We start from the raw sequence: 20104 nt of genomic DNA, 5'->3' as shown, positions 1-20104 counted from the left end.
ACAGGGGGAAGCACGCGATGAAGGGAAAGATCCTGGGATTCACCGCCGCGGCCGGCACCGGCGTCATCACCGGTGAAAACGGCGAGCGTTTCAGCTTTGCCGCGACGCAATGGCGCAGCGACAAGCCCATAGCCCCCGGCATGACGGTCGATTTCGACGCCAGGGAAGGCGTCGCGACCGAAGTCTATCCGGTGACCGGCGGGATGGCGTTCAACGCCGCCGATGTTACCGCCTCGCCGGCGATCCAGAAGGCGCGCGGACTGGTCATGACGACGCTCGCCGTCCCGCTCGCGATCCTGCTGCTGATCGCGACCCTGCTGCCGGCGCTGAGCAGTCCGATCCAGAGCGTCTCGTTGTGGGGCATGGGCGGCATCGTCAAGCTTTTGAACGCCAATCCGATGCTGTCCGACGACGGCTCCTACGCCACCGAGCGGCTGGCCAAGATCACCCAGGAGGATGCCGAGCTCAAGGCGGATCTGACCAGGCGCGGCCTGCCCATGCCCAGCGCGGCGGAGATCGCCGCGGCGCCCGCAGCGACGATGTTCGGCGACCAGAGCTTCGCCAGCCGGTTCAAGGAACTGGGCGTGGAACGGGAGAAGCTCGGCCAGCAGATTGCCGACGCCCGGTGGCGCAATCTGCTGGCGTCGCTGATGATCGTGCGGTTTCTCGTCCCGATCGGGGCCTGCGTGCTGCTGTACCTGGCGTGGGTTGCCAAGCCGCTCAAGATCCCGTCGATCGCCACCGGCGGCATCGCGATCGTCACCGCCGCGATCATCTATCTCTATCGCGACGCGCTGATCGGACATTCGGACAAGGACAGTATCGGCGCCGCCATCTCGGCGCAGATGGACGCGGTGGTCTCGGTCGGGTTCGGCACGTATCTGATCGCCCTGATCGGCATCGGGCTGATCCTCGCCGGAATAGGCGTCGTTAGGAATCCGCTCGCCGCCAAGGTGTAGGACCCGGTGCGTCCCTGAAATGCTGTGAAGAAGCGGCCGTCAGACCAGGGTCAGCGGTACTTTCAGACTGTGGACCTCTTCCTTGGTCACCCCGAACAGGGTGACGGCGCCGAACATGCGCTCGCCGGTCTCGATCACCGATCCCTCGGCCGCGGCGCGAACGTCGAGCGGGGCGATCAGCCGCCGCGCGGCGATCCGTGCGCCATGGCGCTGCAGCACCGCGATCGCGCCGTTGCCCGCGACCAGCGCGGCATTGCCGTCGCCGCTGACCAGGGCGCGTCCCGCGACGAAGCCCGCCAGATGCTGCTCGGCGACGTGCCGCGCCAATCCCTCGTCCGCAATCCGCCCCTCGCCCATCCGCAGGAACCGCGCCAGCCCGACCAGCACCGCCAGCGCCATCACCGAGACGCCGATCTCGGTCCACATCACCCGGCGCTCCCGACCTGGTCGAGCAACGGCCGCAAGCCGCCGAGATCATAGCCCGCCCCGGCGCCCGCCGCGATCAGCACGTCGGCCTTCGCGCCCTGGCTCGCGCGCGCCAGCGCCCACAGGCTGCAGGATCGGGTGCCGGATCGGCAAAAGGCCAGCACGGGGCCATCGGCACCCGCCAGCACGTCGGCCATCGCCTGCACCTGCGGAAAGCTGAACCCGGCATGCGTCACCGGGATCGCTGCATAGGTCAGGCCCGCCGCCAGCGCCGCATCGCGGATCGCGTCCCCCGCCGGCTGGCCGTCCTGCTCGTCGTCGGGCCGGTTGTTGACGATGGCGACGAATCCCGCCGCCTTGATCCCCGCCACGTCGGCGGGCTCGATCTGCGGCGCGACGCTGACCTTGTCGTCTATCCTGCGTATCATCACAGCTCCACTTTCCCATACTCCCTGATCACCGCCAGCGCGCGCGGGTTGCGGCGATAGGATCGACGCAACCGGTCAAGCTCGCGATCGATCCCCGCGCAGCTTTGCGGATTCCGCGCTCGATCTGGCGGCGGCGCACCGGATCCTCGGCATATTCGCCGCGCCAATGATCGCATCCCGCACGCCGATCGATGAACAGGCGGACGTCGCGCGGCAGCGGCGGCGTCGCCGGTATCGCCAGCGCCAGCGCGAGCGCGAGCGCGCGCAGAATCATGCCGCCTCCCGGATCACTTGCAGGAACGCATCGCCATAGGCCGCCAGCTTGCGTTCGCCCACGCCCGAAATACGCCTCAGCGCCGGCAGGCTGTCGGGCCGGGCGGCGGCCATTTCGCGCAGCACCGAATCGTGGAAGATGACATAGGGGGGCACCTTGGCCTCCTGCGCTAGGTCGCGACGGCGCGCGCGCAATGCCTCGAACAGCGGATCGCCTGCGGTATCGGCCGTGCCCGCCGCCCCGCGCCGGCGCCGCTCGCGTTTGGGCGGCAGGATCAGCGATACCTCGGCCTCCCCCTTCAGGATCGCGCGCGCGGCGGGGCCGAACTCCAGCCCGCCGAAATCATTGGCGCGCACCGCGTCGCGCAACGCCAGCGCCCGCGCCACCGGGCGGATCATCGCCGCCTCGTCCGGTGTATCGACAATACCGAAAACCGACAGCGCCTCATGCCCGTTCATCAGGCTGCGCTCGCTCGACTTGCCGGTCAGGATCGCCTCGACATAGCCGACGCCAAAGCTCTGCCCCGTGCGAAAGACGGCGGAGAGGAACTTCCTCGCCACCTCCGTGACTACCATTGCTGCGGGCGGAGTGAGGCAATTGTCGCAATTGCCGCAATCGTCCGGCGCATCGTCACCGAAATGCGCGAGCAGCAGCTTGCGGCGGCACCCCGGGGTCTCGACCAGCGTGCCCAGCGCATCGAGCCGCGCTCGCTCGCCCGCCTGGCGATGCGGCTCGACCTCGCCGATCCGCTGGCGTGCGCGGGCGAAGTCCTCGGCGCCCCAGAACAGATGCGCGACCGCCGGGTCGCCGTCTCGTCCCGCGCGGCCGGTCTCCTGGTAATAGGCCTCGATCGACTTGGGCAATCCGGCATGCGCGACGAAGCGGACATCGGGCTTGTCGATCCCCATCCCGAACGCGACCGTGGCGCAGATCACCATGTCTTCGGACGCGACGAAATCGGCCTGGTTCCTGGACCGGATGTGCGGTTCCAGCCCGGCATGATAGGCGCGGGTCGGCCGCCCGGTCCTGGCCAGCGCCTCGGCCAGTTTCTCGGTCGCCGCGCGGGTCTGGGCATAGACGATGCCGGGGCCGGGCTGTTCGGCGACCAGATCGGCGATCTGGCGCGCGGTGTTGTCGCGCGGGGATATCCGGTATTGGATATTGGGCCGGTCGAATTCGGCGACGATCAGCCCCGCGCGCGGGATGCCGAGCTGGTCGAGGATGTCGGCGCGGGTATGCGCGTCGGCCGTCGCGGTCAGCGCCAGCCGCGGCACCTGCCCGAACGCATCGAGCAGCGGCCGGAGCAGGCGGTAATCGGGGCGGAAGTCATGCCCCCATTCGCTGACGCAATGCGCCTCGTCGATCGCGAACAGCGCCAGCGGCGCACTTGCCAGCAGTTCGCGAAAACCGCTGTTCGAGGCGCGCTCCGGCGCGACATAGAGCAGATCGAGCTGGCCATTGCGGAACCGTGCCATCGTCTCGGCCCGATTGTCGTCGACGCTGGTCAGCGTCGCGGCGCGAATGCCGACCGCGGTCGCCGCGCGCAACTGGTCATGCATCAGCGCGATCAGCGGCGAGACGACGACGCACGTCCCCGCCAGCATCACCGCCGGCAGCTGATAGCATAGCGACTTGCCCGCCCCCGTCGGCATAACCGCCAGCGTATTCTCCCCCGCCAGCACGCGCCCGACGACATCGGCCTGCACCCCGCGAAAACCGGGAAAGCCGAAGGTGGATTGCAGGACGGGCAGCGGATCGGGCGACATCACCGGCTATATCGCCGTGACGCCGCCTCCAGGGAAGGGCTTGCGGCGGAAATGTGTGCATTGTCGGCCGACTGACCCTTGCTGGCGTGTGGTTCGGTAAAGCCGAACCGCACCTGCCCCGACCGGCATCGGCGCGGCAGTGACGACGGCGATCGCGGCCAGGATTTTCCTGCGACTGGCTTGCATCCTGCCCTGCTATCGCCGATTGCCCGCCGCGACCAGCGGAGACGATCGATGGACCAGGTTCGCGACAATCGCGCCGAGCATGAATTCGTGCTGGAAGTCGATGGCCGGCGCGCCATCGCCGCCTATCAGATGGAGGATGACACGATCGTCTTCACCCATACGCTGGTCCCGGAGCAATTGGAGGGCCACGGCGTCGCCAGCAAGCTGATCAAGGCCGCGCTGGACAGCGCGCGCGACCGCGGGCTGAAGGTCGTCGCGCAATGCAGCTTCGTCGCCGCCTATATCGAGCGTCATCCCGCCTATCGCGACCTGCTCGCCTGATCTCACGGCCGATCCCGGATCAGCTGTGCGCTCGGAACGGGCGGCACCTCTACCGACTATATCCATTCGCCTTCAGGAACGCGGTCAGCGCCTCGGGATAGGTGCGGTAATGGATCACGGCGGGCTTGGGACAGCCGGCATTGCCCGCCGCCACCCGGCACCCGTCGGGCCATCCGGTGCCGGCGCGGTTGTACGACCGCAGGATTTCCGGCCACGCGCCGGACAGCTTGCCCAGCCGCGCCGCGTCGGCGGCATAGGCGGCGCAGGCACCATTATTGTAGTCGTTGCTGCGATCGAGGCACACCTTGCGCGTGCTTGCCAGATCCGCCTCGTAAAGCTTGCGGAATGCCGGGTCGGTCGAGACATCGACCGGCTTCAGCCCGCGAATGTTCATCACCAGCGGCGGCGCCATGCTGTCGGCATAGCTGGCAAAGGCGTACAGGAAGGCATTGTCGACGAACACGAAGTCGGCGACGCCGTCGCCCGAAATGTCCTTTGGCCAATCGACCGCATCGCCGTCCCAACTGCCCAGGTCGACCTTTCGCCAGACGCCGTCCTGCGCCACGACAGCGACGACGTCGACGCAGCAATGCGCGCCGCCGCTATAGGTCTCCAGCAACACCCCCGGCTTCCCGCCGCTCGTCAGCGGCCCGATCCCGACCTGGCTGGCATAGCGCGCCATGCCTTCCCCGTCGGCAATGACCAACGGCTTCATCCCCGGTGCCGATACGGTCAGCGCGGGTGTGCCCTCGTCACCGCTGCCGCGCGCGCTCAGCGTCGCGGTGACCCCGCCGGAAGTCCAGGACCGTACCCCGTCGTCCTGGGTCCACGCGACCAGCGTTCCCGGCGCGATCGGCTTGGCCGCCGGTCCGGCGGCGATCAGCGACAATGCAAGCATCGCGATCAGTCGACGCATTGTCTCTCCCCCTTATTCCGCCGCCAGCGCTTCCTCGCGTTCCTGCGCCTGGCGCTGCCACATCTCGGCATAAAGTCCGCCTTTGCGCAATAGCGTCGCATGGTTCCCCCGTTCGACCACCTTGCCCGCCTCCAGCACGACGATCTCGTCGGCATGGATAACGGTCGACAGGCGGTGGGCGATGACGATCGTCGTGCGGCCGCGCTCGATCGCCTGGAGCGTCGCCAGGATGTCTGCCTCGGTCCGGCTGTCAAGCGCGCTGGTCGCCTCGTCGAGGATCAGCACCGGCGGGTTCTTCAGCAGGGTCCGCGCGATCGCCACGCGCTGCTTCTCGCCGCCCGACAGCTTCAGCCCGCGTTCGCCGACGCGCGTCTCGTATCTGTCCGGCTGGCGTTCGATGAAGCCGGCGATCGCCGCGCCTTGGGCCGCCTGGACGATTTCGGCATCGGTCGCCTCGGCGCGGCCATAGGAAATGTTGTAGCCGATCGTGTCGTTGAACAGCACGGTGTCCTGCGGCACGATGCCGATCGCGGCGCGCAGCGACGCCTGCGTCACGGCTGCGATGTCCTGCCCGTCGATCGTGATCCGTCCGCTGTCGAGGTCGTAGAACCGGTACATCAGCCGCGCGAGCGTCGACTTGCCCGCCCCCGACGTCCCGACCACCGCGAGCGTCCGCCCGGCGGGGATATCCAGGTCGATGCCCTTCAGGATCGGCATGCCGCGCTCGTAACCGAACCGCACGTCGTCGAACCGGACATGCCCCGCCGTGACCTGTAGCGCCGGCGCCCCGGGGGCGTCGCGCACCTCGGCATTGGTGTCGAGCAGTTCGAACATCGCCGACATGTCGACCACCCCCTGGCGGATCGTGCGATAGACCATGCCGAGCATGTCGAGCGGCCGGAACAGCTGGGTGAGCAGCGTCGAGACGAACACCACGTCGCCGGGCGAGAAGCTGCCTCGGCTCCACCCCCAGACGATATAGGCCATGCCGCCGCCCAGCATCAGGTTGGTGACCAGCGACTGGCCGATGTTCAGCCAGGCGACGCTGTTCTCGCTCTTGACCGCGGCATTGGCATAGGCCGTGATGGCATCGTCATAGCGCCGGGATTCGCGGTCCTCCGCGCCGAAATACTTGACGGTCTCAAAGTTCAGCAACGAGTCGACGGCATGGGCGACGGCGCCGGTGTCGAGGTCGTTCATCCGCGTGCGCAGCGCATTGCGCCAGTCGGTCACGGCGCGGGTGAAGGCGATATAGACCGCCACCATGACCATGGTCGCCGCGACCAGCGGAAATCCGAAGCTGACCCAGAAGATGCCGAGCACCAGCGCCAGCTCGAACACGGTCGGCGCAATATTGAACAGCAGGAAATACAGCATCGTGTCGATGCTCTTGGTGCCTCGCTCGATTACCTTGGTGACCGCCCCGGTCCGCCGCTCGAGGTGGAATCGCAGCGACAATTGGTGGAGATGGCGGAACACCGCCGCCGCCAGCCGCCGCGTCGCGTCCTGGCCGACGCGCTCGAACACGACGTTGCGCAAATTGTCGAACAGGGTGGTCGACAGCCTGGCCCCGGCATAGCCCGCGACCAGCGCGATAACCACCCACGCCGCCCCGCGATCGCCGCGCGACATGCGATCGATCGCATATTTCAGCGTATACGCCGCGCCATATACCTGAATGAGCTTAGACAGCACAACAAACCCCATCGCGCCGACGATCCTGAGCCGCAGCACGGGCGCATGCGTCGGCCACAGATAAGGCAGGAAGCGCCTTAGCGTAGGGATCAGCGGCCGGTCGCGCGATGGAGGAAGCTCGGTGTAGGGACGCATTACCGGCTGATGTAGGGCGTGCCGCACGACGGCGAAAGCGCTTGATGGAACAAGCGCCGGCGCTCGACGATTTATTCGGCATCAGCGAGGTGTTCGATGGGCCCGGTATTTTACGTCATTGCGATCATGGGCTGCGGCGACGGCGCATCCTCGTGCGCCCAAGAGCGGATCGAACTGGCCCGCTATGCCAATGCGGCGCAATGCCGGGCGGCGATGCCGGCTGCCCTGGTACGCAACACCGACGTCGATTTCCCGGTGGTGACCGCCGCCTGTCGCCAGGTCGGCCAGGCGCTGGCGGCAAGCGAACAATCACCGCGCGGCTAAGTCGTCAATCCCGCGTCGGGGTATAGTCTCACGCCTGGACGGGGGATGCATGATGCGCAGGGTTGCGGCGATCGTGGTCGCGGTGATTGTCGCGATACTGGCGGTCTCCCTGGTCGAATGGCTCGGCTATCTCGCCTTTCCCGCCGACCTCCCCGTTGACAGCGCCGATCGGGCCGCGCTGGCCCAAGCGATGGCGGGGGTGCCGTTGAGCGCCAAGCTGATCGTCGTGTTCGGCTGGGTTGCCGGCACCTATGTCGGGGCGTCGATCGCCTTGCGGCTTGCGCAATGGCGGCCGGTGGGCTGGATCGTCGCGGCGATCGTCATTACCGGCGGCGTCTGGAACCTGATCCAATTGCCACACCCCTGGTGGATGCAGGTGATGACGGTCGTCGCCCCGCTCGCCGGATGCTGGCTGGCCGAACGCCGGCACCGCCGCGCCCGACCGGGCGATCCGCTAATCGGCTAGAGCGCAGGGGGATGGATCGGCAGCGACCAACGGATTTGGTCGCGCAACATCCGTTCCAGGTCGACGGCGCCGGCATTGTGCGCGGCGGCGCGCTTGCGCAGCAACACGGCCAGCACGGCCGCGCGGTCGCGTGCCGGAGCGGCGGCCCGCCCGCCGGCCAGCGCGCGATCCAATCTGACGGAAAGCATGGTCATTCTTTGTCGATGCCCGCCCAGCCTCACCAACTGGTGGCGATCGGTGGTTAGTGACCGGTTAGATCTGTTTTCCGCAGGTGCCCCCCTCCCGTTCGTCCTTGCCGCTCAATCGCGCGGGCGTGGCCACAGGGCGGGGTGGCGGGGCGCTTTTAGATAAAGGCCGTGCCGCCGTGCCGCCGCCGCCGCCGCCCGCACGATCAACGCGACCTTCATAGCCCCGGAGGTCGACGCGCGCTGGTCCCAGGCATGTTCGCCGCGCGCCGCGACCTGTCGCCCGATCGCGCCATAGATGCCCGCCGCCGCCAGCACCGCCCAGGCCGATCGGCCACCCAGCGCGCGCGTGCCGACCCGCGCGCTCGCCTCGAACCGCGCGGCCTGGTCGGTCAGCCGCCGCGCCAGCACCGCCAGTCGCGCGCGGAATGGCGGCTTCATGTGCTGGCCGGGCGGGATGTCCATCTCGACCAGCCAATCCTCGGGCAGGTAGCAGCGACCGCCGCGATCATCCTCCCCGATATCGCGCGCGATATTGGCCAGCTGGAACGCCATCCCCAGGTCGCAGGCGCGATCCAGCGTGTCCTCGTCGTCCGGCGACACCCCCATCGCCACCGCCATCATGCACCCGACGGCGCCGGCGACATGGTAGCAGTAACGATGGAGATCATCCGCGGAGCGCGGCCGCCAGTCCTCGAGATCGAGCCGAAATCCCTCGACCAGGTCGCGCGCGAACCGCGCCGGCATCCCGGTCTCGACAGCGACGATGCGCAGCGCGTCGAATGCCGGGTCACCGACGACCCGCCCGGCCAGCGCCGCATCGGTCAACGTCGCGATCGCCGCCAGCCGCGCCGCCGGGTCGGACACCGCGCTCAGCGCATGGCCATGGTCCTGCCCGTCCGCCAGATCGTCGCAGCGCCGGCACCAGGCGTAGAGCAGCCAGGCGCGTTCCCGGGTCCGCCGGTCGAACAGGCGGCTGGCGGCGGCAAAGCTCTTGGAGCCGCGCGCGATCGACTCCCCCGCCGTCGCGACGATCGCCGCGCGGGACGGCAGGTCGGCAGCCGTCGTCAAAGGTCCTTCGCGCCGATCTGGACGATGGTCGTGGCGGGCGTGAACGCCGCCATCTGGTCGAGCAGGCCGTCAAGCGTCGTATCGACGATAAGCAGCCGGCGATGTTGCGCGCGGACGAAGCCCACTTCGCCCATCTTGGTGTTGAACGCGACCAGATGGTCGTAATAGCCGGCGACGTTGAGCAGGCCGACGGGCTTGGCGTGATAGCCGATCTGCGCCCAGCTCAGCGCTTCCCACAATTCGTCCATCGTGCCGGTCCCGCCGGGCAAGGTGACGAAACCATCGGATAGATCGGTGAACGCCTGCTTGCGCTGGTGCATCGTCTCGACGACGTGGAGTTCGGTCAGCCCCTGGTGCGCGACCTCGGCGGCGACCAGCGCCCGGGGGATGACGCCGATCACCTCGCCCCCGGCCGCCAATGCCGCATCGGCCACCGCTCCCATCAGCCCCAGCCGCCCGCCACCATAGACGATGCCGATATCGCGCGCGGCGAGGCCACGCCCGACCTCGCGCGCGCCGTCGATATAGACCGGATCGCTCGGCGTCGCCGAGCCGCAATAGACGGCCATGCGTTTCACGGCGCCGTCACCCCGGCGGCGGCCAGGGCCGCAGTGTTGCCCCCTGCCCCGATCATCGCCCTGCGTAAGGCAACGATCCCGGCCCCCCCCGGGACGACGGCGCCGCCCATCACTTCATCTCCAGCATCAGCGCCGCGGTGGCCTTGGCGCTTCCGACCACGCCCGGAATCCCCGCGCCCGGATGCGTCCCGGCGCCGACGAAATAGAGGTTGTCGATCTGCGGGTCGCGATTGTGGACGCGGAAATACGCGCTCTGGGTGAGGATCGGCTCAAGGCTGAAGGCGCTGCCGACATGGGCGTTGAGGTCGCGCGCGAAGTCGCTCGGCGCATAGCTGAACTTGGTGACGATCCGATCGTGGATGTCGGGGATCAGGCGATGGCCGATCTCGTCGAGGATGCGTTTTTCTAGGATCGGCGTGATCTCGTCCCAGTTCATCGGGAACTTGCCCTGGTGCGGCACCGGGGCCAGCGCGTAGAATGTCGAATGCTCCTCCGGCGCCATCGACGGATCGGTGACGGTCGGATGATGGAGATAGAGCGAGAAATCCTCCGCCAGCACGCCATGGTCGTAGATGTCGGCGAGCAGCCCCTGATAGCGCGGGCCGAACAGGATCATGTGGTGGGGGATGCCCGGCCATGTCCCCTTGATCCCGAAATGGACGACGAACAGCGACGGGGACCAGCGCTTGCGCGCCAGACGCCCGGCGGCGCGCTGCGCGCTGCGCGATCCGCCCAGCAGGTCGCGATAGGTGTGCATCACGTCGGCGTTGGTCGCGACGGCATCGGCCTCGGTGGTCCAACCCGCGGCGGTCGTCACGCCGGTCACGCGATCACCCAGCGTCTCGATCCGCGCCACCGGATCGCCCAGCCTGAGCGTCCCACCCAGCCGTTCGAACAACGCGACCATCGCGGCGATCAGCTTGTTGGTCCCGCCCCTGGCGAACCACACCCCGCCGTCGCGTTCCAGCTTGTGGATCAGCGCGTAGATCGAACTCGTCGTCATCGGATTGCCGCCGACGAGCAGCGTGTGGAAGCTGAGCGCCTGGCGCAGCTTTTCGTTCTTCACGAACCCCGACACGACCGAATAGACCGACCGCCACGCCTGGTATTTCATCAGGCTGGGCGCCGCCTTGATCATCGACGCGAAGTCGAGGAACGCCACGTGGCCGAGCTTTTCATAGCCTTCGTGGAACACCCCGGCCGAATATTCGAGGAACCTGGCATAGCCGGCAATGTCGTCGGTATCGAGCCGCGCGATCTCGGCGCGCAATTGCACGTCGTCGTTCGAGTAATCGAAATTGGTGCCGTCGCGCCAGTTCAGCCGGTAAAAGGGCATGACCGGCATCAGCTCGATGTCGGTAGCGATGTCCTGCCCCGACAGCGCCCACAGTTCCTTCAGGCAAGCGGGATCGGTGATGACGGTCGGCCCGGCATCGAAGACGAAGCCGTCCTTCTCCCAGAAATAAGCGCGCCCGCCGGGCTTGTCGCGGCCCTCGATGATGGTCGTCGCGACGCCCGCAGATTGCAGCCTGATCGCCAGCGCCAGGCCGCCGAAACCGGCGCCGATCACTGCCGCGCGCTTCATGATGCGGTCCCCCGGATCGCGGCGACCGCGCGCCCGATCGGCACCGGCGGGCGCCCGGCCAGAATCCGCGCCTTGTCGGTCATTCGCGAGCGTCCGGCATAAAATCGTCCTATAAGCCCGGGGTCGAGCCGGTAAAAGCGTTCGAGGATGCGATAACGCTCCATCGGTTCGGCGGCCCGGAACAGCATCGCGTCGAGCATCCGATAGAAGCCCCGCGCGCGCCAGGCGCCGCCGGCCATGCGGTACGTCAGATCGTGGAGCGCGGGCGACGACAGGTCGCCCGATGCCGCGATCGCGCCGGCCAGCCGCACCGCGTCGGGCAACGAATAGCCGGTGGTCGGGTGGAACAGCCCCGCGCGCAGGCCCGCCTTGGCCAGCTTCACCCCGCCCACGCGCCAGAACGCCTCGAAATCGCCGCCCATCGCCACTGGCAACGCGCCGCGTTCCTCGCGCGCGACGCGATCCACCCGCCAGTCGCGGGCCGCGGCATAGGCATCGATCCGCGCTATCAGGGTGGCGGGGTCCAGGTTGGGCGTGTCGCTGTAATAAGTATCCTCGACGAACATCCGCGTCGCCGAAAAGGGCAGGGTATAGACGAAGCGATAGCCGTCGATCTGCGGCACCGTCGCGTCCATCACGATCGGGCGCTCCTGGCCATGCGGCGCGGCCAACTCCAGTTCGCGGCCGACGAACTTCTGCCAGCCCAGGTCGAGCATCGACAGGTCGCCGGGACCGCGGGCGTCGATCACTCCGGCCGCCTCGATCCGGTCGCCATCGGCCAGGATCACCGCGCCGGCGCCGACGTCACGCGCCTTGCCCGCGATCAGTTGACCCGGCGCCAGTGCTGCGCGGATGACGGCGTCGAACCGCTCGGACTCGATGGAATAATAAGCGGTCTTCAGCGTGCGGGCATGGCCCGGAAAGGCGACGTCATAATCCCGCCAGCCATAAGAGACCAACGGCGCGACCAGCCAGCGGTGGGCAGCGGCAACGTCGCTCGAAAAGAACGACCAGATATGCGCGCCCCCGATCACCGGCGCCGCCTCGATCAGCCTGATGTCGGCATCGGGTCGCTTCCGGCGCAGCGCCAGCGCGATCAGCCCGCCCGCCAGCCCGCCACCGACGATGGCCAGGTCGCAGGAAGTAATCGTCGGCATTCGCGGCACCTAGCGCAAAGCCACTCCGGCGCGAAACGGTTTCCGCTGCGTCGCCGCATCATCGCGCAAAGCGGCTTTGCCGTTTCGCATCCGTCCGGCTAGCTTCCGCCGATGCTCCGCCGCCCGCTCCCCGTCGACCGCCGCGCGCTGCTCGCCGCGCTCGCCTTGCTCGTCACGTTCTTTGCGATCGAACTGTCCTGGCACCGGCCGTTGTTCTGCCCGTGTGGCTCGGTCAAGCTATGGGCCGGCGCGGTGCACGGCGCGGAGAACAGCCAGCAGGTCGCCGACTGGTATTCGCCGAGCCACATCATCCATGGCTTCCTGCTCTATGGCTTGTGGTGGCTGGTGCTGCCCGGCCGGATGCGGGGCTGGGCGTTGCCGCTGGCGGTACTGGTCGAGGGCGGGTGGGAGCTGCTCGAAAACTCGCCAATCATCATCGACCGCTATCGCGCGGTGACCGCATCCTACGGTTATTCGGGCGATTCGATCCTCAATTCGATGTGCGACATCGGCATGATGACGATCGGGTTCATGGTCGCGCGGCGCCTGCCGGTATGGGGCACGATAGGGACGGCGATCTTCTTCGAATTGCTCGCCCTGGCGGTGATCCGAGACAATCTGACGCTCAACGTCCTGATGCTGACCTATCCGATCGATGCCGTCCGTATCTGGCAGGCGGGGGTTTAGGTCACCACGTCGGGCGCGGCGCGACCGGTGTGCCGTGTGATACCGGCAACGTCCTCTGCGGCCGCGACGATCGGGGCGAGCATCGTCCCGGTCTCCTCGTCGATCGCGCCGTCGGCGGGCACGAAACGTTCGAGATAGACGCGCAACGTCGCGCCGCTGGTCCCGGTGCCCGACAGGCGAAAGACGGCGCGGCTGCCGCCTGCGAACATCACTCGTACGCCTTGCCCCCGGCTGACCGAGGCGTCGGTCGGATCGTGATAGGCGAAGTCGTCCGCCGCCTCGACCACCAGCTCGCCATGGCGCCGCCCGACCAGCCCGCCGAGCCCGTCGCGCAATTCGGCCATCAGCGCGTCGGCGCGCGCGCTGTCCACCCCCTCATAATCATGGCGCGCATAGTAATTGCGGCCGTACCGCGCCCAGTGGTCACGCGCGATCGCATCGATGCTCTCGCCCCGGACGGCAAGGATGTTGAGCCACAACAGCACCGCCCACAGCCCGTCCTTCTCGCGGACATGGTCGGAGCCGGTGCCGGCGCTCTCCTCGCCGCAGATCGTCGCCATCCCGGCGTCGAGCAGATTGCCGAAGAACTTCCAGCCGGTGGGGGTCTCGTAGGCGGGGATGCCCAACGACCGGGCGACCCGATCGGCCGCCGCACTGGTCGGCATCGACCGCGCAATGCCCTTCAACCCATCGCGATAGCCGGGCGCGAGATGGGCATTGGCGGCCAGCATCGCCAGGCTGTCCGACGGCGTGACGAACCGCCCGCGTCCGACAATCAGGTTGCGGTCGCCGTCGCCGTCCGACGCCGCGCCGAAATCGGGCGCGTCGGCGCCCATCATCGTGTCGTACAGCGCGCGGGCATGGACCAGATTGGGATCGGGATGATGCCCGCCGAAATCGGGCAGCGGCGTGCCGTTGCGCACCGTGCCGGGGGCAAAGCCGAGCCGCCGCTCCAGGATCTCGGTCGCATAGGGTCCGGTGATCGCGCTCATCGCATCGAACGCCATCGTCAGGCCGGCGGCGCGGATCGCCGGGAAATCGAACAACGTCTCCATCAGGTCGGCATAACCGGCGACCGGATCGATCACCTCCACCGTCATCCCGCCGACCGGCGTCTCGCCCTCGCGGTCGAGATCGATATCGGCGGCGTCTACCGCCAGCCAGCGGTCGATCGTGGTCGTGCGCGCGAAGATCGCCTCGGTCACGCTTTCCGGCGCCGGGCCGCCATTGGCGACGTTGTACTTGATCCCGAAATCCTCCTCGGGTCCGCCGGGATTGTGGCTGGCCGACAGGACCAGCCCGCCGATCGCGGCGCGCGCGCGGATGACGTGGCTCGCCGCGGGCGTCGACAACAGGCCGCCGCGGCCGACGATCGCCCTGGCAAAGCCGTTGGCCGCGGCGATGCGGATCGCGACCTGGACTACCTCCCGGTTGAAATAGCGCCCGTCGCCACCCACCACCAACGTCGCGCCGTGCGTGTCGGCGACGACGTCGAACACCGCCTGGATGAAATTCTCGGCATAGTTCGGCTGTTGAAAGGTTCGGACCTTCTTGCGCAGGCCCGATGTGCCGGGCTTCTGGTCCGGATAGGCAGTGCTCGAATGACGCGTAATCATCATTGCTCCATTGGCCATGGTCGCCGGTCGGCGCCCCATAGGATTTAATCCTCTTACGTGGAAGCGGGGCCGGGACTAAGGCCGAGGGCATGGCCGCCACGATCGCTCTCCTGCTTTCCGCGCTCGCGATGACGATGATCGTCGGCGTCCGCTATCTTCTCGCCTCCGGCGCGTTCGCGCTGGCGACGCGGGTGACGCGGCCGGGGCTCTATGCCGGGCTCGACGACCAGATCCGGCGCGAGATCGCGTGGAGCCTGGCTTCGGCAGTGCTCTACGGCGTGCCGGCGGGCGTCGTCGCCTGGGGGTGGCAGGCGCGCGGCTGGACACGGATCTACGGCGACGTCGACGCCTTTCCGCTATGGTATCTGCCGCTATCGGTGCTGCTCTACCTGGTCGCGCACGACACCTGGTTCTTCTGGACGCATCGCTGGATGCACCGGCCGGGACCGTTCCGCCTCGCCCATGCCGTCCATCATGCCAGCCGCCCCCCCACCGCCTGGGCGGCGATGGCATTCCATCCGATCGAGGCGCTGACCGGGGCTGTGATAATTCCGTTACTGGTGTTCATCATTCCGATCCACGTCGCCGCCCTGGGCTTGGTGCTGGGTATCATGACGCTTATGGGTGTTACCAACCATATGGGGTGGGAGGTTTTTCCGCGGTTCATGTGGCACGGCGCCCTGGGGAGCTGGCTGATCACGGCCAGCCACCACCAGCGCCATCATGCCGAATACAGGTGCAATTATGGGCTTTATTTCCGCTTCTGGGATCGCCTGTGCGGCACCGATCGGGGGATCGGCGGGTTCGGCGCGCCGGCGCCGCGCGGGCGCCGCGCTGCTGATCGGGCTCCTGCTGCCGGCCGCGACCCCGACCGGGTCGATTGAGCTCGATGTCGGCGGCTTGCGTTCGGCGAAGGGCATGATCCGCGTCTGCCTGACCGCCGATCCCACGAATTTCCCAAAATGCGTCGACGATCGCGATGCGATCACGCGATCGTTGCCGGCCAGTTCGCCGGTTACGCGCTTTGATGACCTGGGGCAGGGCGATTACGCGATTGCGGTGATCCACGACGAGAACGGCAATGCCCGGCTCGATACGCTGGCCGGCATCCCGCGCGAAGGCTTTGGCTTTTCGCGCAATCCGCGAATCGTGTTTGGCCCCCCACGTTTCGCCGCGGCGGCATTCACGCTTAACGGTGCGGCCGAAAAGCAACAGGTCATGATGCATTACATCTTCTGACGGAGCCAATCTGCCGGGGCAGCGTTTCGCGAGGATAACATTCCGGAGTAGCCTGTGCATTCCACGCTTCGTCTCGCCGCCGTCTCGTTCTCGCTTGTCACCGCCTGGCCGGCAGCGGCACAGAGTGCCGCCACCCTGCCCCCCGATGCCGGCGCCGCGACCGCACAGATCGGCGGCGACAGCCTTACGATCGGGGGAGGCGCTGTCTATCTGCCCGATTATGAAGGTTCGAACGACGATCACTTCGTGCCCGCGCCAGGGGCGATCGGCTCCGTCAAGGGGTTCAACTTTACGCTGGCCGGTAACCGCTTCAGCGCCGACCTGATCCCCAACCAGTCCGGCCCAACACTCGACTTTCAGGCCGGGCCGGTGGTGGTGGTCGATTTCAACCGGTCGAACATTAAGTCGATCGATGACGTCCGCATCCGCGCGCTGGGCAAGCGCGACACCGCGATCGAGGTCGGCGGCTATGTCGGCATCGGCAAGACCGGCGTCATCACCAGCGACTATGACCGATTGTCGATCTCGCTGAGTTACCGCAAGGGGGTAAGCGGCGCGCAACGCGCGGGCATCCTGTCGCCGACCATCAACTATTTCACGCCGCTCGGCACCAAGACGGGGGTCGGCCTGTTCGCCTCGGCCGAACGCGCCGAACGCGGTTACGCGCGCAGCTATTTCGACGTCAACGCCGCCCAGAGCCTCGCCAGCGGCCTGCCGGTATATTCGACCCGCGGCGGGTGGAAGGACTGGAGCGTCGGGCTGATCGGCACGCAGTCGATCACCGGCGACCTTCTCCATGGCTTCAAGATTGTCGGCGGCGTCAATTACAAGCGATTGCTCAACGATTTTGCGCAATCCCCGGTGGTCAGGATAGCCGGCCGCCGCGACCAATGGACAGGGGTGATCGGGCTTGCCTATACTTTCTGATCCCTTCGGTCAGGCTATCGACCTGACGTGACGGTAATTTTGCAGCGTCCATGCACCTAATCCGGCGCCGGTGCGTATCTTCCCTTGCAGTTGGTCTTTCCTTGCGGAATGATCGTCTTAACCCGGTGCATCGCGGCGCCGTGTCGTCACCAACGGGGCTGCATATTCTAATTATGCGATCGCTTTTGACTCCCGTAAATGAAGAGAGGACCACGAGATGGCCGATGACCTGCAGTTGATCGACGCGCTGGACGGACGCGTCAAGCGGCGCGCCGAGCGGCGTGAATTCTTCAAGGCCGCCTTGGGCGCCGCCGCCATAGGTGCCGGCATGATCGCGATGAGCCGCCCCGCCGAGGCGCAGACGGTTACCGATGCCGACATCCTCAATTTCGCGCTGAACCTCGAATATCTCGAGTCACAATTCTATTTGCAGGCGGTGAACGGGGTCGGTCTTCCGGCCGGACAGCAGACCGGGACCGGAACGCAAGGCCTGGCGACGGGCGGCCGCAAGATCGTGTTCACCGATCCCGTCGTTTCGGCTTATGCCAACGAGATCGCTGCGGACGAGGGCGCGCACGTTGCCTTTTTGCGCAGCGCGCTGGGCGCGGCGGCCGTTGCCCAGCCGACGATCGACATCGGTATATCGCCGACTGGGGCCTTCTCTACCGCGGCGCGTGCCGCCGGCCTGATTACCAGCGCGCCGGCCGGCACGCCCCAGACTACGTTCTTCGATCCCTATGCCAGCGACGAGAATTTCCTGCTCGCGGCATTCATCTTCGAGGATGTCGGCGTGACCGCCTATAAGGGCGCCGCGCCGCTGATCACCAGCCCGACCTATCTCGATGCGGCCGCCGGGCTGCTGGCCGTCGAGGCGTATCATGCCGGCCTGGTGCGCACTGCGCTCTATTCCAAGGGGTTGGCGACCCCGTCACTACGCACGGGCAGCGAAGCGATCTCGAATGCCCGTGACAGCCTGGACGGCGCCCCCGACGATGATCAGGGCGTGGCGGCGACGATGATCAACGGCGCGCTCGCGTCGAACATCGTTCCGACCGACGGCAACGGTATCGCCTATAGCCGTACCACGGGCGCGGTGCTCAACATCGTCTACCTGACCAAGACGGCCGTGAGTCTGGGCGGGTTCTTCCCCGCCGGCGTCAACGGCAACATCAAGACCAGCACCGCTCAGGCGTGAACCGACACACGGGAGACCAACAATGATCGATAACGATACCATGCTCTCGGTGCTTGAAGCCGGTGAGCATCGTCGCGCCCAGCGGCGCCAATTCCTCAAGTTCGCCGGCGGCGGCGCCGCCGCAGCCGGTGGCCTGTCGCTGCTGGCGGCGTGCGGGACCGAAAATCCGGGGGCAGCGGTCACCGTGACCCCGCTACCGACGCCGACGGCGACCGCCAGCGCCGCGGCACAGGATATCGACGTCCTGAACTTCGCGCTGAACCTGGAATATCTCGAGGCGCAATTCTACACCTATGCCGTCTATGGCCAGGGCCTGCCGGCCGCCGCGTTGAACGGCACCGGCACGCAAGGGACGGTGACCGGCGGTCGCCAGGTCACCTTCACCGACCCGGTCGTCGCGCAATATGCCCGCGAGATTGCGGCCGACGAAGCGGCGCATGTGACCTTCCTGCGCTCGGCGCTGGGTAGCGCCGCGGTCTCGATGCCCTCCGTCAACATCGACGGCGGTGCGACCGGCGCATTCACCGCGGCGGCTCGCGCGGCGGGCCTGGTTCCCGCAGCCGGCACGTTCGATCCCTATGCTAGCGACGAGAACTTCCTGCTCGGCGCGTTCATCTTCGAGGATGTCGGTGTCACCGCCTATAAGGGTGCCGCAACGCTGATCAGCAACAAGACGTATCTTGAAGCGGCGGCGGGCATTCTGGCGGTTGAGGCCTATCATGCCGGCCTGGTCCGGACGGTGCTCTATGCCAAGGGCCTGGCGACGCCGAGCCTGCGCACCTCGACCGACGCGATCTCGAACGCCCGCGACAGCCTGGATGGCGCAAGCGACGACGATCAGGGTGTTACGGGCACCGCCACCACCTCCAACATCGTGCCGACCGATGCCAATGGCCTCGCCTATAGCCGGACGACCGGCCAGGTGCTCAACATCGTGTATCTGTCGAAGGCCGCGCTGGCGGGGGGCGGGTTCTTCCCGGCGGGCCTGAACGGCAACATTAGGACCAGCACCGCGCAGCCGTAAGCGCTACGCGTTGCAATAGTTTGGGGCCGCGCGGACGATTTACCGCGTGGCCCTTTTCTTTGCCTTCTGAAACGCGTACCCATTCGAAATCCCCGGGGAACCGCGTGCCAGCGGTTGAGAGGCAACTGACGTTGCGACCCGCCGAACCTGATCCGGTTGAGACCGGCGGAGGGAGGGGCACAGGCGCGTAAAACCAGTCCGGGGCACTGGCGCACGCCGAAGCCGTTCTCCTTTTGCCATGAAGGAGAATGCACAATGGCCGACATCGATTCGAAGATCGAACAGCCTTCCGATGGACGTCCGGGCCTGGCTCGCGCTGAAATCGGCGTCACCACCGGCCCGATTCGCGGCAGCCGCAAGATCCATGTCGGCAACCTGCGGGTCGCGATGCGCGAGATCATGCTGGAACCGTCCGCCAACGAGCCGCCCTTGCGCGTCTATGACACGTCCGGTCCTTACACCGATCCCGAAACCAGCATCGACATCCAAGCCGGCCTGACGACCCTGCGGCGGCCATGGATCGAGGCGCGCGGCGACGTCGAATCCTATGACGCGCGCGAGACCCGTCCTGAGGATAACGGCCAGCTAGGCCCGGATCGTTCGGGCGGCGTCCCGCGTTTTCCCCATGTCGTGAAGCGCCCACTTCGTGCCCGGGCGGGCATGAATGTCAGCCAGATGCACTATGCCCGCCGGGGCATTATCACGCCCGAGATGGAATATGTCGCGGTCCGCGAAAACCTCGGCCGCGCGGCAGCCAGGGAAAAGCTGATCCGCGACGGCCAGGATTTTGGCGCGTCGATCCCCGATTACGTCACGCCTGAGTTCGTCCGCGATGAAGTGGCAAGGGGGCGCGCGATCATCCCCAGCAACATCAACCATCCCGAAAGCGAGCCGATGGCGATCGGCCGCAACTTCCTGGTCAAGATCAACGCCAATATCGGCAA

General features: G+C 67.1%; 23 protein-coding genes and 1 riboswitch. Of the genes, 11 read left to right on the top strand and 12 right to left on the bottom strand.

Annotated features, from left to right (window positions below):
* Positions 1–17: 17 nt before the first annotated feature.
* Positions 18–959: a hypothetical protein gene (locus tag ACFE7K_RS10920; protein WP_375398220.1), complete on the top strand. Its 942-nt coding sequence runs from the start codon at positions 18–20 to the stop codon at positions 957–959.
* 39 nt (positions 960–998) lie between these two features.
* Here ACFE7K_RS10920 and ACFE7K_RS10915 read toward each other — a convergent pair whose 3' ends face one another.
* From ACFE7K_RS10915 to recQ, 4 genes are read right to left on the bottom strand one after another with little or no spacing between them, the layout of a single operon-like run.
* Positions 999–1385, bottom strand: coding sequence for a hypothetical protein (locus tag ACFE7K_RS10915; RefSeq protein WP_375398219.1), 387 nt, complete (start codon positions 1383–1385; stop codon positions 999–1001).
* Positions 1385–1813, bottom strand: coding sequence for a TIGR01244 family sulfur transferase (locus ACFE7K_RS10910; protein WP_375398218.1), 429 nt, complete (start codon positions 1811–1813; stop codon positions 1385–1387). The genes ACFE7K_RS10915 and ACFE7K_RS10910 overlap by 1 nt, the downstream gene beginning before the upstream one ends.
* Before the next feature lie 28 nt (positions 1814–1841).
* Positions 1842–2087, bottom strand: coding sequence for a hypothetical protein (locus tag ACFE7K_RS10905; protein ID WP_375398217.1), 246 nt, complete (start codon positions 2085–2087; stop codon positions 1842–1844).
* Entirely contained in the window at positions 2084–3853 is a 1770-nt protein-coding gene (gene recQ / locus ACFE7K_RS10900) for a DNA helicase RecQ (protein WP_375398216.1), read from the bottom strand. The genes ACFE7K_RS10905 and recQ overlap by 4 nt, the downstream gene beginning before the upstream one ends.
* A gap of 234 nt (positions 3854–4087) precedes the next feature.
* Between recQ and ACFE7K_RS10895 the strand changes: the two genes are divergently transcribed.
* Entirely contained in the window at positions 4088–4360 is a 273-nt protein-coding gene (locus ACFE7K_RS10895) for a GNAT family N-acetyltransferase (protein ID WP_375398215.1), read from the top strand.
* A gap of 49 nt (positions 4361–4409) precedes the next feature.
* Here the strand turns inward: ACFE7K_RS10895 and ACFE7K_RS10890 are convergent, their stop codons facing one another.
* Positions 4410–5276, bottom strand: a complete 867-nt coding sequence (locus ACFE7K_RS10890; protein ID WP_375398214.1) for a hypothetical protein — start codon at positions 5274–5276, stop codon at positions 4410–4412.
* Positions 5277–5288: 12 nt separating this feature from the next.
* Positions 5289–7106, bottom strand: a complete 1818-nt coding sequence (locus ACFE7K_RS10885) for an ABCB family ABC transporter ATP-binding protein/permease (RefSeq protein ID WP_375398213.1) — start codon at positions 7104–7106, stop codon at positions 5289–5291.
* Positions 7107–7202: 96 nt separating this feature from the next.
* On the opposite strand from ACFE7K_RS10885, the gene ACFE7K_RS10880 reads away from it, so the two are divergent.
* Both ACFE7K_RS10880 and ACFE7K_RS10875 read left to right on the top strand, forming a co-directional pair.
* Positions 7203–7430 carry a hypothetical protein gene (locus tag ACFE7K_RS10880; protein ID WP_375398212.1) on the top strand — a complete coding sequence of 76 codons (228 nt, stop codon included), beginning with the start codon at positions 7203–7205 and terminating at the stop codon, positions 7428–7430.
* A 49-nt stretch (positions 7431–7479) separates the two neighbouring features.
* Positions 7480–7896, top strand: a complete 417-nt coding sequence (locus ACFE7K_RS10875; RefSeq protein WP_375398211.1) for a hypothetical protein — start codon at positions 7480–7482, stop codon at positions 7894–7896.
* Here the strand turns inward: ACFE7K_RS10875 and ACFE7K_RS10870 are convergent.
* The 5 genes from ACFE7K_RS10870 to crtY all read right to left on the bottom strand — a co-directional run bounded on the left by ACFE7K_RS10870 (position 7893) and on the right by crtY (position 12472).
* Positions 7893–8090: a hypothetical protein gene (locus ACFE7K_RS10870; RefSeq protein WP_375398210.1), complete on the bottom strand. Its 198-nt coding sequence runs from the start codon at positions 8088–8090 to the stop codon at positions 7893–7895. The two genes, ACFE7K_RS10875 and ACFE7K_RS10870, sit on opposite strands and share 4 nt — an antisense overlap.
* 105 nt (positions 8091–8195) lie before the next feature.
* Positions 8196–9152 (bottom strand): phytoene/squalene synthase family protein, encoded by a 957-nt coding sequence (locus ACFE7K_RS10865; RefSeq protein WP_375398209.1) that lies wholly within the window; start codon positions 9150–9152, stop codon positions 8196–8198.
* Positions 9149–9730 (bottom strand): TIGR00730 family Rossman fold protein, encoded by a 582-nt coding sequence (locus ACFE7K_RS10860; RefSeq protein WP_375398208.1) that lies wholly within the window; start codon positions 9728–9730, stop codon positions 9149–9151. Before ACFE7K_RS10860 ends, ACFE7K_RS10865 begins: the two co-directional genes overlap by 4 nt.
* A gap of 109 nt (positions 9731–9839) precedes the next feature.
* Positions 9840–11315 (bottom strand): phytoene desaturase, encoded by a 1476-nt coding sequence (locus ACFE7K_RS10855; RefSeq protein ID WP_375398207.1) that lies wholly within the window; start codon positions 11313–11315, stop codon positions 9840–9842.
* Complete coding sequence (gene crtY / locus ACFE7K_RS10850) at positions 11312–12472, bottom strand: lycopene beta-cyclase CrtY (protein WP_375398206.1); 1161 nt, start codon at positions 12470–12472, stop codon at positions 11312–11314. The genes ACFE7K_RS10855 and crtY overlap by 4 nt, the downstream gene beginning before the upstream one ends.
* Positions 12473–12583: 111 nt before the next feature.
* Here crtY and ACFE7K_RS10845 point away from each other — a divergent pair, with 111 nt between their 5' ends.
* The gene (locus tag ACFE7K_RS10845) at positions 12584–13159 is read left to right on the top strand and encodes a DUF2585 domain-containing protein (protein ID WP_375398205.1); all 576 of its coding nucleotides are present in this window, start codon (positions 12584–12586) and stop codon (positions 13157–13159) included.
* On the opposite strand, the gene ACFE7K_RS10840 is transcribed toward ACFE7K_RS10845, so the two are convergent.
* On the bottom strand, positions 13156–14775 hold the full coding sequence (locus ACFE7K_RS10840) for an alpha-D-glucose phosphate-specific phosphoglucomutase (protein WP_375398204.1): 1620 nt from the start codon (positions 14773–14775) through the stop codon (positions 13156–13158). The genes ACFE7K_RS10845 and ACFE7K_RS10840 overlap by 4 nt on opposite strands.
* Before the next feature lie 89 nt (positions 14776–14864).
* On the opposite strand from ACFE7K_RS10840, the gene ACFE7K_RS10835 reads away from it, so the two are divergent.
* From ACFE7K_RS10835 to ACFE7K_RS10810, 6 genes are all read left to right on the top strand, one after another.
* Positions 14865–15659: a sterol desaturase family protein gene (locus ACFE7K_RS10835; RefSeq protein WP_375398203.1), complete on the top strand. Its 795-nt coding sequence runs from the start codon at positions 14865–14867 to the stop codon at positions 15657–15659.
* Positions 15660–15675: 16 nt separating this feature from the next.
* The gene (locus ACFE7K_RS10830) at positions 15676–16014 is read left to right on the top strand and encodes a DUF2141 domain-containing protein (protein WP_375398202.1); all 339 of its coding nucleotides are present in this window, start codon (positions 15676–15678) and stop codon (positions 16012–16014) included.
* A gap of 54 nt (positions 16015–16068) precedes the next feature.
* Positions 16069–16941 (top strand): MipA/OmpV family protein, encoded by an 873-nt coding sequence (locus ACFE7K_RS10825; protein WP_375398201.1) that lies wholly within the window; start codon positions 16069–16071, stop codon positions 16939–16941.
* A 217-nt stretch (positions 16942–17158) separates the two neighbouring features.
* Complete coding sequence (locus tag ACFE7K_RS10820; protein ID WP_375398200.1) at positions 17159–18136, top strand: ferritin-like domain-containing protein; 978 nt, start codon at positions 17159–17161, stop codon at positions 18134–18136.
* 22 nt (positions 18137–18158) lie between these two features.
* A complete protein-coding gene (locus tag ACFE7K_RS10815) occupies positions 18159–19160 on the top strand; it encodes a ferritin-like domain-containing protein (protein WP_375398199.1) in 1002 nt (333 codons plus the stop codon).
* An 83-nt stretch (positions 19161–19243) separates the two neighbouring features.
* Positions 19244–19351: riboswitch (TPP riboswitch) on the top strand.
* Positions 19352–19415: 64 nt separating this feature from the next.
* A partial coding sequence (locus tag ACFE7K_RS10810; RefSeq protein ID WP_375398198.1) for a phosphomethylpyrimidine synthase ThiC occupies positions 19416–20104 on the top strand: 689 nt, incomplete at its 3' end.

This window comes from uncultured Sphingomonas sp., from assembly GCF_964244265.1.
In the GTDB taxonomy this organism is placed as follows: Bacteria; Pseudomonadota; Alphaproteobacteria; order Sphingomonadales; family Sphingomonadaceae; genus Sphingomonas.
The sequence above is the reverse complement of the archived record's forward strand: the minus strand, read 5'-3'. Positions and strand labels throughout refer to the sequence as shown.

Bases quoted from the DNA above. Each gene is read 5' to 3' on its own strand.
- ACFE7K_RS10905 (WP_375398217.1), bottom strand. From the start codon at position 2,087: ATGATTCTGCGCGCGCTCGCGCTCGCGCTGGCGCTGGCGATACCGGCG.
- ACFE7K_RS10835 (WP_375398203.1), top strand. From the start codon at position 14,865: ATGGCCGCCACGATCGCTCTCCTGCTTTCCGCGCTCGCGATGACGATG.
- ACFE7K_RS10870 (WP_375398210.1), bottom strand. From the start codon at position 8,090: ATGACCATGCTTTCCGTCAGATTGGATCGCGCGCTGGCCGGCGGGCGG.
- ACFE7K_RS10890 (WP_375398214.1), bottom strand. From the start codon at position 5,276: ATGCGTCGACTGATCGCGATGCTTGCATTGTCGCTGATCGCCGCCGGA.
- ACFE7K_RS10885 (WP_375398213.1), bottom strand. From the start codon at position 7,106: ATGCGTCCCTACACCGAGCTTCCTCCATCGCGCGACCGGCCGCTGATC.
- ACFE7K_RS10815 (WP_375398199.1), top strand. From the start codon at position 18,159: ATGATCGATAACGATACCATGCTCTCGGTGCTTGAAGCCGGTGAGCAT.
- ACFE7K_RS10910 (WP_375398218.1), bottom strand. From the start codon at position 1,813: ATGATACGCAGGATAGACGACAAGGTCAGCGTCGCGCCGCAGATCGAG.
- ACFE7K_RS10820 (WP_375398200.1), top strand. From the start codon at position 17,159: ATGGCCGATGACCTGCAGTTGATCGACGCGCTGGACGGACGCGTCAAG.
- recQ (WP_375398216.1), bottom strand. From the start codon at position 3,853: ATGTCGCCCGATCCGCTGCCCGTCCTGCAATCCACCTTCGGCTTTCCC.
- ACFE7K_RS10840 (WP_375398204.1), bottom strand. From the start codon at position 14,775: ATGATTACGCGTCATTCGAGCACTGCCTATCCGGACCAGAAGCCCGGC.
- ACFE7K_RS10880 (WP_375398212.1), top strand. From the start codon at position 7,203: ATGGGCCCGGTATTTTACGTCATTGCGATCATGGGCTGCGGCGACGGC.
- ACFE7K_RS10855 (WP_375398207.1), bottom strand. From the start codon at position 11,315: ATGAAGCGCGCGGCAGTGATCGGCGCCGGTTTCGGCGGCCTGGCGCTG.
- crtY (WP_375398206.1), bottom strand. From the start codon at position 12,472: ATGCCGACGATTACTTCCTGCGACCTGGCCATCGTCGGTGGCGGGCTG.
- ACFE7K_RS10920 (WP_375398220.1), top strand. From the start codon at position 18: ATGAAGGGAAAGATCCTGGGATTCACCGCCGCGGCCGGCACCGGCGTC.
- ACFE7K_RS10845 (WP_375398205.1), top strand. From the start codon at position 12,584: ATGCTCCGCCGCCCGCTCCCCGTCGACCGCCGCGCGCTGCTCGCCGCG.
- ACFE7K_RS10895 (WP_375398215.1), top strand. From the start codon at position 4,088: ATGGACCAGGTTCGCGACAATCGCGCCGAGCATGAATTCGTGCTGGAA.
- ACFE7K_RS10875 (WP_375398211.1), top strand. From the start codon at position 7,480: ATGATGCGCAGGGTTGCGGCGATCGTGGTCGCGGTGATTGTCGCGATA.
- ACFE7K_RS10915 (WP_375398219.1), bottom strand. From the start codon at position 1,385: ATGTGGACCGAGATCGGCGTCTCGGTGATGGCGCTGGCGGTGCTGGTC.